13 protein-coding genes are annotated in these 14,315 nt (G+C 61.1%); 7 read left to right on the top strand and 6 right to left on the bottom strand.

Annotated features, from left to right (window positions below; genetic code table 11):
- Positions 1-60: 60 nt before the first annotated feature.
- The 5 genes from ACW4TB_RS10070 to fabB all read left to right on the top strand — a co-directional run bounded on the left by ACW4TB_RS10070 (position 61) and on the right by fabB (position 6,975).
- Positions 61-2,208 (top strand): TonB-dependent receptor plug domain-containing protein, encoded by a 2,148-nt coding sequence (locus ACW4TB_RS10070; RefSeq protein ID WP_279932667.1) that lies wholly within the window; start codon positions 61-63, stop codon positions 2,206-2,208.
- On the top strand, positions 2,208-3,098 hold the full coding sequence (locus tag ACW4TB_RS10065; protein WP_012315332.1) for an ABC transporter substrate-binding protein: 891 nt from the start codon (positions 2,208-2,210) through the stop codon (positions 3,096-3,098). The genes ACW4TB_RS10070 and ACW4TB_RS10065 overlap by 1 nt, the downstream gene beginning before the upstream one ends.
- Positions 3,095-5,026 (top strand): ATP-binding protein, encoded by a 1,932-nt coding sequence (locus ACW4TB_RS10060; RefSeq protein WP_012315333.1) that lies wholly within the window; start codon positions 3,095-3,097, stop codon positions 5,024-5,026. The genes ACW4TB_RS10065 and ACW4TB_RS10060 overlap by 4 nt, the downstream gene beginning before the upstream one ends.
- Positions 5,027-5,227: 201 nt before the next feature.
- Positions 5,228-5,743: a 3-hydroxyacyl-[acyl-carrier-protein] dehydratase FabA gene (fabA, locus tag ACW4TB_RS10055; protein WP_012315334.1), complete on the top strand. Its 516-nt coding sequence runs from the start codon at positions 5,228-5,230 to the stop codon at positions 5,741-5,743.
- 11 nt (positions 5,744-5,754) lie between these two features.
- Positions 5,755-6,975, top strand: coding sequence for a beta-ketoacyl-ACP synthase I (gene fabB / locus ACW4TB_RS10050; protein ID WP_012315335.1), 1,221 nt, complete (start codon positions 5,755-5,757; stop codon positions 6,973-6,975).
- Between the two features lie 90 nt (positions 6,976-7,065).
- Here fabB and ACW4TB_RS10045 read toward each other — a convergent pair whose 3' ends face one another.
- Positions 7,066-8,070, bottom strand: a complete 1,005-nt coding sequence (locus ACW4TB_RS10045) for an amidohydrolase family protein (RefSeq protein ID WP_254466159.1) — start codon at positions 8,068-8,070, stop codon at positions 7,066-7,068.
- Between the two features lie 114 nt (positions 8,071-8,184).
- Between ACW4TB_RS10045 and ACW4TB_RS10040 the strand changes: the two genes are divergently transcribed.
- Positions 8,185-9,048 carry a pirin family protein gene (locus ACW4TB_RS10040; RefSeq protein ID WP_279932662.1) on the top strand — a complete coding sequence of 288 codons (864 nt, stop codon included), beginning with the start codon at positions 8,185-8,187 and terminating at the stop codon, positions 9,046-9,048.
- 128 nt (positions 9,049-9,176) lie between these two features.
- On the opposite strand, the gene ACW4TB_RS10035 is transcribed toward ACW4TB_RS10040, so the two are convergent.
- The 4 genes from ACW4TB_RS10035 to ACW4TB_RS10020 form a co-directional block, all read right to left on the bottom strand.
- Positions 9,177-9,902 (bottom strand): dienelactone hydrolase family protein, encoded by a 726-nt coding sequence (locus tag ACW4TB_RS10035; protein WP_279932660.1) that lies wholly within the window; start codon positions 9,900-9,902, stop codon positions 9,177-9,179.
- Positions 9,903-9,966: 64 nt separating this feature from the next.
- Positions 9,967-11,871 carry a molecular chaperone HtpG gene (gene htpG / locus ACW4TB_RS10030; protein WP_279932658.1) on the bottom strand — a complete coding sequence of 635 codons (1,905 nt, stop codon included), beginning with the start codon at positions 11,869-11,871 and terminating at the stop codon, positions 9,967-9,969.
- A 69-nt stretch (positions 11,872-11,940) separates the two neighbouring features.
- Positions 11,941-12,423 carry a PaaI family thioesterase gene (locus tag ACW4TB_RS10025; protein ID WP_012315340.1) on the bottom strand — a complete coding sequence of 161 codons (483 nt, stop codon included), beginning with the start codon at positions 12,421-12,423 and terminating at the stop codon, positions 11,941-11,943.
- Positions 12,420-12,896 carry a PaaI family thioesterase gene (locus ACW4TB_RS10020; RefSeq protein WP_254466162.1) on the bottom strand — a complete coding sequence of 159 codons (477 nt, stop codon included), beginning with the start codon at positions 12,894-12,896 and terminating at the stop codon, positions 12,420-12,422. The genes ACW4TB_RS10025 and ACW4TB_RS10020 overlap by 4 nt, the downstream gene beginning before the upstream one ends.
- A 164-nt stretch (positions 12,897-13,060) precedes the next feature.
- Here ACW4TB_RS10020 and ACW4TB_RS10015 point away from each other — a divergent pair, with 164 nt between their 5' ends.
- Complete coding sequence (locus tag ACW4TB_RS10015) at positions 13,061-13,330, top strand: hypothetical protein (RefSeq protein WP_012315342.1); 270 nt, start codon at positions 13,061-13,063, stop codon at positions 13,328-13,330.
- 66 nt (positions 13,331-13,396) lie between these two features.
- Here the strand turns inward: ACW4TB_RS10015 and ACW4TB_RS10010 are convergent, their stop codons facing one another.
- Entirely contained in the window at positions 13,397-14,146 is a 750-nt protein-coding gene (locus tag ACW4TB_RS10010; protein ID WP_012315343.1) for a DUF599 domain-containing protein, read from the bottom strand.
- Between the last annotated feature and the right edge of the window lie 169 nt (positions 14,147-14,315).

Below are 14,315 nucleotides of genomic sequence, written 5' to 3'. Positions count from 1 at the left end.
GTTTTCTTGTAGCTTGCAGCTTGCCGCCTGTGGCTGGCAAAACCCCCATGGTCAGTTAACATGCCTGTTTCAACTCTGATACAAGGCCGTATCGTGTTCCATGGCACGCCTCCCTACCCTCGCCTGTTGCTGCTGACTGCCCTGCTGGGCAGCCCGGCCGTGGCCGACGACCTGTTCATCGACAACGCCGACCTGCCACAGGTTCTGACCGCCACGCGGCTGAAACAATCCCCGGCCGCCGTGCCGGGCAGCATGACCGTGCTCGACAGCGAACTGATCCGTGCCAGCGGCGCCCGCGACATCCCCGAACTGCTGCGCCTGGTGCCGGGGATGATGATCGGCTACGGCGCCGGCAACCAGCCAACCGTCAATTACCACGGCACCAACGTCAACGAAGCCCGGCGCATGCAGGTGCTGATCGACGGCCGCTCGGTGTACCGTGCGGGCCTGGCCACGGTGGACTGGAGCGACATCCCGGTGGCGCTGGAGGACATCGAACGCATCGAGGTGTTCCGCGGCCCCAACACCGTCAGCTACGGCGCCAATGCACTGATGGCGGTGGTCAACATTCTCACCCGCAATCCGGCCGACAGCCATGGCACGCGCATGAAGCTGACCCGCGGCCAGGACGGCATCGATGACTACTACCTCAGCCACGGTTTTGGTTGGGACGGCGGTGATCTGCGCTTGTCGGTGTCGGGCCAGAAAGATGACGGCTTCGATGAAAACCAGTTCGGCCAGGATTACCGCGACAGCCGCCGCCTGAACCGCTTCAACCTCAGCGTCAGCCATAACCTCGCGACAAACCAGACCCTGGAATGGCAACTGGCAGCCAAAGAGGGCAGCAACCAGCGGCCCTACACCTACCAGCCCGTATTCCCCTTCGTTACCGAAAGCGGCAACAACGCCGACGTCAACGCCAAGGACTACGCAGGCTCCGTGCGCTGGAACATCGACTTCAACCCTGACCACAGCCTGTATGTGCAGGGCTCGGCCCAGCACTTCGACCGCCAGCAGGTCTGGCGCGCCTGCGACGCAGCGTTGTCGTTCAGCCCGGAACTGACCCGGCTGTGGCAGCTCAACCCGAATTTTGCCGAGCAGGTCGCCCGAGGGGCCAACAATCCGCCCAACAGCAGCAACCCCGAAGAGCAGGCACTGGTCGATGCCATCAAGGACCAGTGGAACAACCAGGGCGGCAGCAACGTGGTGTGCGGCGATGTCGACCAGAGCACCCGTGAGACCCGCTACGACCTGGAAATCCAGGATACCCTGAGCCTGACCGACAACCTGCGCCTGCTCAGCGGCATGAACTATCGTTATGACCGCGCCGACTCGCAGACGTATTTCGACGGCGGCCTCGACGATCAGACCTGGCGCCTCTTCGGCCAGTTGGAGTGGCGTGCGGACGATCATTGGATCCTGCAGGGCGGCGCGATGTTCGAAGACTCGCAACTGTCCGGCAGCTCGCTGTCCCCGCGCATGGCAGTCAACTACCTGATCACCCCGCGCCACGGCTTGCGTGCGGTGTATTCCGAGGCAGTGCGCTCCCCGGACATGTTCGAAAACAACGTCAACTGGAGCTACACGGTCAAGAACCTTACCCCAACTGCGTTCGGCCAGCAGAACGGCGAGTATTTCGTCAAGACCCGCGGCCCGGGCGACCTCGACCAGGAACGCATGCGTTCTCGCGAGTTGGGCTACAACGGCCAGTTCACTGATATCAACCTGAACATGGATGTGAAGCTGTTCTATGACGAGATCACAGGAATGATCAGCGAGCCACTCAGGAACAACCAGTACATCGCCAGTAACGCCAACAAGGCCCGATTCAGCGGCAGCGAGGCACAGCTGGACTGGCGCCCCACCCGGCGCGACCGTCTGCGTTTCACTTATGCCTATGTCGATGCCTGGGCCAGCAACCCCGCCGACAGCGCCAACACCGCCCGCAACAGTGGCTCGGCGGGCTGGATGCGCGAATGGGGTGATGGCTGGTCCAGTGCACTGTTCTACTACGGCGACGATGCGCTCAACCAGTACCGCTACGAGCGCCTCGACCTGCGCCTGGCCAAACGCTTTCGTATCGAGGGCAGCACCCTTGAGCTGGCTGCGTTGTGGCAGCAGCGCCTGGACGACGAGCCGACCACCACCCTCCAGAACCGCTATGACAGCCGTCACCGCCTGAGCGTCAGCGCGGAGCTGGAGTTCTGATGGCCCGCCTGCTGCGCCTGCTGGTGTTCTGCCTATGGCCATTGGGTTCGCTGTCCGCCAGCGAAATCCTGTTGGTCGGTGGCGAGGAACAGCCCGGCATCCGTAGCTTTGTCGCGGCCCTCGAAAGCCGCCGCAACCAAGACCAGGTACGGTTTCAGACCGTTGCCGAACTGCCGCGCCCAGGCAAGCTCAAGGCCGACCTGCGCCTGGTGCTGCTTGACAGCGCCGCACTGGAGTGGCGCCTGGCCGAAAGCAAAGGGCCGGCGGCCCTGGCCATGCGCATCAGCCGCGTGCAGGCCGAGCAGCGCCTGGGAAAGTCGCGACCGGCGTACTTGACCCTGCTGTGGAGTGACCCGCCCCTGGCTCGCCAGTTGCGCCTGGCCCGCTACCTGTTGCCGCAGGCCCAACGCATCGGCGTGCTGTACGCAGAACACAGCCATTTTCTGCTTGACGAACTACGCCAGGCGGCCCGGCCACTGGGGCTGGAAATTGTCGCCCAGCAATGGCCGGACCAGCGCGACAGCCGGCCGCTGCTGGATCTGTTGGGCAATAGCGACGTGCTACTGGGCCTGGAAGACCCCGACCTTTACAACTCCAAGACCGCCAAGAACCTGCTGCTAAGCAGCTACGGCCGGCAGATGGCGTTGATCGGCCCGAACGCCGGTTTCGTCCGCGCCGGTGCTCTGGCCAGTACCTACAGCGACCAAGAGGACTGGCTGGCGGTGCTCGACCAACTGCTCGACCGCCCGCCAGCGCAATGGCCGCGCAGCCTGTACCCCGCACGTTTCGGGGTCAGCGGCAACCAGCAGGTGGCTCGCGCCCTGGGCCTTGAACCGATTGATCCGAACGCCACTGCCAAGGTTTTGGCTGAAGGAGAACCCACCCCATGACTAGACGCCTGAGCTGGGATATCCACACCCGTACGCAGATCATAAGCCTAGGCCCTGCGCTGCTGCTGACATTGCTGCTGATCAGCTTCTTCACCTTCGTGCGCATCCAGGACTTGCGCCAGGAGCTCAACCATACCGGTCAGTTGATCGCCAATCAGTTGGCTCCAGCGTCCGAGTACGGTGTGATCTCGGGCAACAACGAAGTGCTCGAAGGCCTGATGCGCGCCACCCTGAGCATCCCCCACGTGCGCTTTCTGGAAGTGCAGGACAGCCGCAACCACATCCTGGTGTACGTCGAGCAGTCAGACGAGAGCGCTAACCGGGCACAACGCGTAGAGGTGTTCCAGGCGCCGATCCGGCTTCAGCAAATCCGCCTGGACAACGACTTCCTGCAGCAGGGCAAAGCGCCGTCGCCGGCAATCGGGGACGATTATCTGGGGCGGGTGATCGTCGGCATGTCGGACGACGCCTTCAGCCAGCGCCAACAGGAGATCGTTATCAAGGCTGGCATCCTGGCGCTGTTCGCCCTGTTGTTCACCTTCCTGCTCGCACGCCGCCTGGCCATGAGCCTCGCAAAGCCGATCAGCGACATGGGCCATGCAGTCAAGGCCATCCAGCAAGGTGACTACAACACCCCGCTGCCGGTGGTCGACGACAGCGAGCTGGGCCACCTGGCACGCCACATCAACAACCTGGCCAGCGCACTGGAACAGGCCAGCGCCGAACAGAAACAGGCCATTGCCCAGTTGATCCAGGCCCGCGAGGAAGCCGAGCAGGCCAACGGCGCCAAATCGGAATTCCTGGCGATGATGAGCCACGAGTTGCGTACTCCCATGAACGGCGTGCTGGGCATGCTGCAACTGCTCGAAACCACCCAGTTGACCAGCGAGCAAGCCGAATACACGGCTGTGGCCAGCGAATCCACCGGGCACTTGCTCAAGGTGATCAACGACATTCTCGATTTCTCGCGGATCGAACGCACCACACTGCAACTGGAGCATATCGACTTCAATCTCGGCGAGCTCATCGCCAGCAGCGTGCAGTCCTTCCAGCACAGCGCACAGCAACGAGGCCTGGATCTGCAGCTGCAATTACCGACCCAGAGCGAGCGGCTGCAGGTGGTGGGCGACCCGACACGCATCCGCCAAATCCTCCTCAACCTGGTCGGCAATGCCCTGAAGTTCACTGAACGCGGCCAGGTGCAGGTCGAGGCTCGGTGGCAGGCGCTCGATCGTCAGACCTTGTGGTTCACGTGCAGCGTGCGCGACACAGGTATCGGCATCGACAGCGAACGCCTGGAAATGATGTTCGTCGCCTTCCAGCAGGCCGACAGCTCGATTTCACGGCGCTATGGCGGTACTGGCCTGGGGCTGTCCATCGCTCGTACCCTTGCTGAACGCATGGGCGGCAAGCTGCGTGGCGAAAGCCACGAAGGGCTGGGTTCGACCTTCACCCTGGAAATGCCGCTCGCCCTGGCCAGCCCTGCGTCTGCGACATTGCCCGGCGCGCTGGCGGCTCACACACCGCTCGCCGAAGGCGAACGGATCCTTTTGGTGGAGGACAACCCGGTCAATCAGAGCGTTATCGAAGCCATGTTGCGCAGCCTGGGGCTGGAAGTCAGCGTGGCCCATGACGGCATCCAGGCCGTTGAAAAGGTCAGCCAGCAGCACTTTGCGGCCATACTGATGGACTGCCGCCTGCCACAGGTCGATGGTTATGAAGCCACACGACGCATACGCCTGCTGCCCAACGGCGGCAAGCTACCGATCATCGCCTTGACCGCCAACGCCCTGCAGGGTGATCGGGAACGCTGCATGGCCGCCGGCATGGACGATTACCTGAGCAAACCGTTGCGCCGCACTGACCTGCAGCAGGTGTTACAACGCTGGCTGCCCGGCCGGACAGTCGCGACTGGCGATAAATGCTAAAGTGCGGCAGTCTTAAGGACTGGACAGGACCGTCATCGGCCCTGAAAATAGACGTTTCAGTGCACACCTGTACTTCTTTCGCCAGGTGCGCTGTGACTTTCACTACAACGCAATAGTCTACCTGTAGGCTGCCGCCCGGACTGATGCCGGGTTGGCCGGGAAGATTCATCCCCTGCCACAGGGGGTTATTGAGGAGCTCGCATGACCAAACAACACGCCTTTACTCGGGAAGACCTGCTGCGCTGCAGTCGCGGTGAGCTGTTCGGCCCAGGTAATGCGCAACTGCCCGCGCCGAACATGCTGATGGTCGATCGCATCACCCATATCAGCGAAGAAGGCGGCAAGTACGGCAAAGGTGAATTGGTCGCCGAGCTGGATATCACCCCGGACCTGTGGTTCTTCGCCTGCCATTTCGAAGGCGACCCGGTAATGCCCGGCTGCCTGGGCCTTGACGCCATGTGGCAGCTGGTTGGTTTCTTCCTGGGCTGGCAGGGCCTTCCAGGCCGTGGCCGCGCCCTGGGCTCGGGTGAAGTGAAATTCTTTGGTCAGGTATTGCCCACCGCCAAGAAAGTCACCTACAACATTCACATCAAGCGCGTCCTGAAGGGCAAGCTGAACATGGCCATCGCCGATGGCTCGGTCAGCGTTGACGGCCGCGAGATCTACACTGCCGAAGCCCTGCGGGTCGGCGTGTTCACCTCCACTGACAATTTCTAAGGGTTATTCGCATGCGCCGCGTCGTTATCACTGGTCTGGGCATCGTATCGTGCCTGGGCAATGACAAAGCTACCGTCACCGAAAACCTGCGCAACAGCCGTCCGGGTATCCGTTACAACCCGGAATACAAGGAACAGGGGCTGCGTAGCCAGGTTTCCGGCTCCATCGACCTCAACCTCGAAGAACTGATCGACCGCAAGGTCTACCGCTTCGTTGGTCACGCTGCGGCATACGCCTACCTGGCGATGCAGGACGCGATCAAGGACGCCGGCCTGACCGAAGAGCAGGTTTCCAACCCGCGTACCGGCCTGGTAGCTGGCTCCGGCGGCGCCTCGACCCTGAACCAGATGGAAGCTCTGGACACCCTGCGTGAAAAAGGCGTCAAGCGTGTCGGCCCGTACCGCGTCACCCGCACCATGGGCAGCACCGTCTCGGCTTGCCTGGCCACCCCGTTCAAGATCAAGGGCCTGAACTACTCGATCTCGTCGGCCTGCGCCACCTCGGCACACTGCATCGGCACCGCACTGGAGCAGATCCAGTGGGGCAAACAGGACATCGTCTTCGCCGGTGGCGGTGAAGAAGAGCACTGGAGCCAGTCGTTCCTGTTCGATGCCATGGGCGCCTTGTCGACCAAGCGCAACGATACTCCGGAACTGGCTTCGCGCGCTTACGACGCCGACCGTGATGGCTTCGTCATCGCTGGCGGCGGCGGCATGGTAGTGGTCGAGGAACTGGAACACGCCCTCGCCCGTGGCGCCAAGATCTACGCCGAAATCGTCGGCTACGGCGCTACGTCCGATGGCTACGACATGGTTGCCCCAAGCGGCGAAGGTGCCATTCGCTGCATGCAGCAAGCACTGGCCACTGTCGACACCCCGATCGACTACCTGAACACCCACGGCACCTCGACTCCAGTCGGCGACGTTGCCGAAATCAAAGGTGTTCGCGCCGTGTTCGGCGACAAGGCACCGAAGATCAGCTCGACCAAGAGCCTGTCGGGCCACTCGCTGGGTGCTGCTGGCGTCCACGAGGCGATCTACTGCCTGCTGATGATGGAGAACAACTTCATCGCCGGCTCCGCCAACATCGACGAACTGGACCCGGAAGTCGCTGACCTGCCGATCCTGCGCAAAACCGAAGAAAACGCCAAGATCGATACGGTCATGAGCAACAGCTTCGGCTTTGGCGGCACCAACGCCACCCTGGTGCTCAAGCGCTGGACTGGCAAGTAATGCCTTGATGCGGTAAATGAAAACGCCCCGACTGGTTCGGGGCGTTTTCTTTTGTGTTTGCCTGTGCCGCGTAAAGTTCCGGGCAGACCGTCAGCGAGCCTTGGGCAAGACCGCCAGGAAGTTGTCCCGCGCCACCTGCTTGGCCACCCCCTCCGGCAAAGCATCCAGAAACGGCTTGAAGCCGTGCATCTGCTCCCCTACGCTGCCAAACTTGCCCACCACATCAGACCCAAGCATGAACCGCTGCGGGAAGCGCTCGACCAGCGCCAGCCACTCCTTGCGCGGCATACCTTTGTCATCCAGCAGGTAGGGCTTGAGCACAGTCCACGACAAGTCGATATAAAGGTTCGGGTAGTCGTTGAGCAAGCGCGTCAGCACCGGCAATAAAAAATCCATTTGCATCTGATGCCGATGAATCTCCATGCTCGTGCCCGCATGCGCCCAGATGAAACGGGTATGCGGATGATTGCGCAGCGGTTCCTCGATCTCGGCCAGGTAAAGCGGGTTGCGCTCACGCTTGGAGGTAATGTTCGAATGCAGCAGCACCGGCATGTCGCGTTCGGCTGCCAGGTGATAGATACGGGTCATGGCCTCGTTGTTGGCGCGCGGCGTATCACCGCTGGTGAGCGCAGTAAGGTCATCGTGCCGGGTAAAGACCTCACCTATGCCCTGCCAGAGACCAGGATAGAGATCGAGCATGCGTTCGATATGGCTGACTGCATTCTTGTCTACCGGATTGAAACCGGTCAGGAAAGGATGAAAACGCTTGCGCTGCTCTGCCGGCAGCTTCTGCAGCGCCGCCGCCACGTATGTATCAGTGGCGCTGTACCAGTAGGCGTCGGCATCGTCGCCGGCGTAATAGCGCGGCCGCTTGGGCTCATCCTCGTGCCATTTCTTGGCCACCGGAATGCCAGAAATCATCGAGTGATCGACACCCGCTTCATCCATGGCCTTGACTAGGGCAGTCATACCCTCGGTCTCTTGAAAGAAGTCCACATAGTGCAGGTGGGCGTCACTGTAGCGATAATCACGCGCCTGTGCCGCCTGGCACAACGTTGTGCACAACAGCAGGCAGGCCAGCGCTCTGGCGATCATGGGCAGCATCCTTCTCTGTGTATGAACAGAGTAGACCTGGCGGCCAAGCCAGCGGTTCAGCCGTGCACTGCAAACCGCTATGCTGATGCTATTTTCCCCCGCCTGGAGCACAGCATGAGCAGCCCATTGGTGATCCGCCCGCGTGCCGAGTCGGTCGAGGGCCAACCGATCCTGCGCCCACTGCCGTCGGCGCAGTGCCGCAGCGTCGGCCCGTTCGTGTTCTTCGACCACATGCTCGAAACCGACTATGCGCCGGGCCATGGCATGGATATTCGCCAGCACCCGCATATCGGCCTGTCGACCCTGACCTACCTGTTCGAAGGCGCAATCCTGCACAAGGACAGCCTGGGCTCGAATCAGCGCGTGTTGCCTGGCGATGTGAGCTGGATGACGGCCGGCAGCGGCGTGGCGCATGTCGAACGCACCCCGGCCGATGCGTTGGCGCACGGTTCGCGCCTGCATGGGCTGCAGGTGTGGCTGGCGTCGCCCCGCGCGCTCGAGCAAGGCGCACCGAGCTATAGCCATCACGCCGCGGCCAGCCTACCAGTGAGCGATAACCTGGGGGTACGCATCTGCATGATTGCCGGTAGCGGTTTCTGCCTGGAATCGCCGGTACCAGTCCTCTCCTCTACCCTTTACGCGCATGTGCAGATGCAATCGGCGACCACGCTGGTGGTACCTGATGAGCATGCGCAACGGGCGCTCTATCTGCTCGACGGCGAGCTGATGCTGAATGATGAGGAAGTCGAGGCGTGCAGCTTGGTGGTGCTGCCTGAGGGCGAAGAGATTGCCTTGTATGCCGAGGGTGAATGCGAATTGGTATTGATCGGCGGCGAGCGGCTGGATGGGCCGCGGCGGATGAACTGGAATTTTGTGGCCAGTGACCCGCAACTGATCGAACACGCCCGGGCGAAATGGGCTGCCGGCGATTGGCCGGTGGTGCCGGGGGAGACTTCGCGGATCGAGCTACCGCGTTAAAGTGGGGCCGCTTTGCGGCCCTTCGCCGGCAAGCCGGCTCCCACCGGGACCGCGCCGCTCTCGGGGGCAACACCTCAAGTGGGAGCTGGCTTGCCAGCGATGGGCTGCGTAGCAGCCCCACTGCACCGTCAGCGCTGGAACACTTCGGTGAGCAAATTGTGCATCGAGCGGAACGCCCGCTCCGAGGTCCTGCGGTCATACTGCATCTTGCCCGGCACATTGGCATTCGGGTCGGTGAACGAATGCACCGCGCCGCCATAGCTCAGCAGCTGCCAATCCACCTTGGCCGCATTCATCTCTTCCTCGAACGCCGGCAGTTGCTCCCTCGGCACCAGCGGGTCGGATGCGCCGTGCAGCACCAGCACCGAGCCCTTGATGTGCTTGGCATCTTCAGGGTTCGGGGTATCCAGCGTGCCATGGAACGACACCGCAGCCTTCAGGTCTGCACCGGTACGGGCCAGCTCCAGGGCGCAGCAGCCGCCGAAGCAGAAGCCAAACGTGGCCACCTTGCCGGGAGCCAGAAGTGCCTTGGATTGCGCCAGCAGCTGCGCCAACGCCTCCTTCATGCGCTTGCGCAATTCGCCACGGTCATTCTTCAACGGCATCATCGCCGCCCCGGCTTCGTCAGCATTGGACGGACGCACCGATTGCCCGTACAGGTCGGCAATCAGCACCACATAGCCTTTTTCGGCCACTTCCTTGGCGATGCGCTCGGCACCTTCGCCAATGCCCATCCAGTTCGGCGCCATCACCAGGCCCGGTCGCCCCAGCGCACCTGGCTCATACACCAGACGGCTTTCATAGGCCTTGCCGGACAGGTGATAAACCAGCGATTCGACGATTACCTTGCTCATCAAGCACTCCTTGGGCATTCACCATTAAAAAAGCCCGCCGAAGCGGGCTTATCGATGCATCAACTCAAGCAGACAGCTCGACCAACAGCTTGTTCAGACGACGAACGTACGCCGCCGGATCCTTCAAGCTGTCACCGGCCGCCAGGGCCGCCTGATCGAAGAGGATGTGCGACAGTTCGGCAAAGCGGTCTTCGCTCTGCTCGTTGTCCAGCTTTTCGATCAGCGGATGGGTCGGGTTGAATTCGAAGATCGGCTTGGAGTCCGGCACCTTCTGCCCGCTGGCTTCGAGGATCTGGCGCATCTGCAGGCCCAGGTCCTGCTCACCGATGGCCAGGATAGCCGGCGAATCGGTCAGGCGGTGCGACACACGCACTTCGGCGACACTCTCACCCAGCGCAGATTTCAAGCGCTCAACCAGGCCTTCTTTTTCCTTGGCGACTTCTTCCTGGGCCTTCTTGTCCTCTTCGGAGTCCAGCTTGCCCAGGTCCAGGTCACCACGCGCAACATCGACGAAAGCCTTGCCGTCGAACTCGTTGAGGTAGCTCATCAGCCACTCGTCGATGCGATCGGTCAGCAGCAGTACTTCGATGCCCTTCTTGCGGAAGACTTCCAGGTGCGGGCTGTTCTTGACGTGCGCGTACGACTCGCCGGTGAGGTAATAGATCTTGTCCTGACCTTCCTTGGCGCGCGCCAGGTAATCGGCAAGGGAGACGCTCTGCTCGCCGCTCTCGTCATGGGTGGAGGCAAAGCGCAGCAAACCGGCGATCTTCTCCTTGTTGGCGAAATCTTCGGCCGGGCCTTCCTTCAACACCTGACCAAAGTTCTTCCAGAAGCCCTTGTACTGCTCGGGTTCGTTCTTCGCCAGCTTCTCCAGCATGTCCAGCACACGCTTGGTCAGCGCCGTTTTCATCGAGTCGATGATCGGATCCTTTTGCAGGATCTCGCGGGAGACGTTCAGGGACAGGTCATTGGAGTCGACCACACCCTTGATGAAGCGCAGGTACAACGGCAGGAACGACTCGGCCTGGTCCATGATGAACACGCGCTGCACATACAGCTTCAGGCCGCGCGGCGCTTCACGCTGGTACAGATCGAACGGCGCGCGGGCCGGCACGTACAGCAGCGAGTTGTATTCGAGCTTGCCTTCGACCTTGTTGTGGCTCCAGGCCAGCGGGTTTTCGAAGTCGTGACCGATGTGCTTGTAGAACTCCTGGTATTCCTCGTCCTTGATTTCGGTGCGCGGGCGGGTCCACAGGGCACTGGCGCGGTTGACGGTTTCCCATTCTTCGGCCGGCTGCTCTTCACCTTCGGCGGCCGCCTGCTCCTTGGGCAGCTGGATCGGCAGGGCAATGTGATCGGAGTACTTCTTGACCACATTACGCAGGCGCCAGCCATCGGCGAACTCCTGCTCGTCCTTCTTCAGGTGCAGGACGATACGGGTGCCGCGCTGTGGTTTTTCGACGGTGGAAACTTCGAAGTCGCCCTCGCCCTTGGAAGACCAGTGCACACCCTCGGCAGCCGGCTGGCCGGCGCGACGGCTGAACACGTCGACTTTGTCGGCCACGATGAAGGCAGAGTAGAAGCCCACACCGAACTGGCCGATCAGGTGCGAGTCCTTCTTCTGGTCACCGGTGAGGTTCTTCATGAAGTCGGCCGTGCCGGACTTGGCGATGGTGCCCAGGTGAGTGATCACGTCTTCGCGGCTCATGCCGATGCCGTTGTCCTCGAGGGTCACGGTACCGGCGTCCTTGTCGAAGCTCAGGCGGATTTTCAGGTCGGCGTCGTTTTCGAACAGCTCTGGCTTGGCCAGGGCTTCGAAACGCAGCTTGTCGGCGGCGTCGGAAGCGTTGGAAATCAGCTCACGCAGGAAGATTTCCTTGTTCGAGTACAGCGAGTGAATCATGAGGTGCAGCAGCTGCTTTACCTCGGTCTGGAAGCCCAGGGTTTCCTTTTGTGTTTCCACACTCATGGTCTTCAAAACTCCGATCTGATGGCAGTGGGCGCCGGCAGCCGAATCGGCATGCATTAACGGCGGATGTCATGCAGATGGGGGCAGCCCCGACGATTTCAAGGGCTTTTCCGGCTCAATCTTGAAATGCGCACGGGCAGTGGCGATCGGAGATTGCCGATCGCCCTGCCAAGCTGTGATCGCCACATTGGTTACCCGCCGGCCTTGGCGCCAAAGCTGGCATTGCGCATAGGTGTCGCGAAAAAGCCCGGCGCGCAGGTAGTCGATGGAGAAATCGATGATCTTGGGGATGCTGGCGCTCTCGCTGTAGATCAGCAGATACAAGGCGGCAGAAAGCTCCATGAAGCCGGCGATAACGCCGCCATGGATGGCCGGCAGCAACGGGTTGCCGATGTTGTCCGGGTTGGCCGGCAAGCGGAACAGCAGGTCATCGCCCTGGCGCTCGCAGGTGATGCCGATCAGGCCTGCGTAGGGTATCAGCGCCAGCAATGGCTGGTAATCGCCCACGGCATGCGCCGCATTGAGCTGTAGACGTACGTCTTGTGGAATCATGCCCTTCCCTCCTTCAGTCCCTTGCCGAACCGGATGCCGCCCTTTACCTCCTGCCCCAGGCGCATGAAGGTACCGACAACCTGGCAGATCGGCTGGGCGGGGTCGTCCTGATAGGCCATGCCACGGGTGAAGATCACGTCGCGGGTGACCCGATAGCACTGGGCATGACCATAGATGGGCTTTCCCGCCTCTGCCGGATGCATGTAGTCGATACGAAGGTCCAGCGTTGGACATACCTCAAAGCTTGGCAGCACGCAAAGCGTGGCCATCCCGCAGGTGGTGTCCATCAGCGTGGTCAGGGCACCGCCATGCACTGCGCCAGTCTGCGGGTTGCCGACGATGGCTGGCGACCAGGGCAAGAGCAGCGTCATGCCATCGGCGTCCGCATGCTCGACGCGCATCTGCAACACTTGACAATGTTTCAATGCCGATAAGAAACGCTCGGCCATGGCCATCAAGCTTGAGTCGGTCATCGGTACACTCCTCTTCACGGCCACTGGCGCCTGCGACACCTGCATAAGTGTGATAAAAGTCTATCCGGAATGCGGTGTTATATATCTGTAACTGATACGGAACTATTGCTGCATGACCGAACTCGAAGGAACAAATCACTTATTCCACCAAGGAGAAACACCCAATGCGTAAACCATTTGCTTTTGCTCTGATGCTGGCTGCTGCCATGGGCCTGGCTGCTTGCGATAAAGCGAGCGAAGACAAAGCCCAAGACGCACAGGAACATGCCGAGCAAGCCCAGGAAAAAATGGGCGAAGCTCAGGATAAAATGAACGACGCCGCTGAGGAAAACGCCGAAGCTGCCAAAGATCAGGCTGAAGCCGAGCAGAAGGCTGCTGAAGAAGCCGCTCCGGCAACTCCGGCTACTGCACCGGCCGAGCCTGCCAAGCAGTAATAGCGACGCACAAAAAACCCGACATTGTCGGGTTTTTTTATGCCTGTCATCCATGGGTTAAACGTTTCACGTGTTTGTACTGATGCCTTCCTTGCTGGTCTCGGTAGGCGCACTTTCGGTTGGCGTGAACACCATCACTTCCAGCACATCGGAGTGGAACTCCCGGCGATACAGGATCAATACCACTCCAACACTCACCACCATGAACAGCCAGGGGCTGATGAACCAGGTGAGCATGGCCATCCCGAAATAATAAGAACGCAAGCCAAAGTTGAACTGATTGGCCGCCAGCGACAACACCCTCGCCGCCCGCGAAGCGAAAGCCTTGCGCTCAAGCTCACTGACCAGGCGCTCGCCTATCATGGGCGCAGACCCCACCAGCACTGCTGCGAAGTTGTACTGGCGCATGCACCAGCTGAACGTAAAGAACGCATAGACGAACACCATCGCCAGGCAAAGCAGCTTGATTTCCGACATGCCTTGCGAGGCCTGCTGCACCAGAGGCAGGTCGGCCAGCAGCGACAGGGCGCGGTCCGAAGCCCCCAGAACAGTCAGGATGCCGGCCAGAATGATAAGGGTACTGGAGGCAAAGAACGACGCGTTGCGCTCCAGATTGCCAATTACACTGGCATCGGCGATGCGGTTGTCGCGCAGCAGCATGCGGCGCATCCAGTCTTCCCGATACAGATGCAGCACACTGGCCAGGCAGGCAGTGTCGCGGCCCTTCCAGATGGCATAGCGGGTATAGCCGCCCCAGCAAAGGGCGAACCAGCAGAGGGCCAACACGTTGTGAAGGTTGCTTTGGATGAAATTCATGCAGTTTTCCCGAAGGCCAGGGCAGACAAGGATAGGGACCGCATTTCGACGCCTGCGAGCACGCAAAGGCACATCGGCGCAATAAAAAACCCCGCATCCTTGTGGATGCGGGGTTTGGTGTATCGGCCTTCGCGGACACCCTACGGCTTGTGGCCGGTGCCAACGGCAG

This window comes from Lelliottia jeotgali, assembly GCF_977070485.1.
Note: the sequence above shows the minus strand (reverse complement) of the source record. Positions and strands in the feature narration are given on the sequence as shown.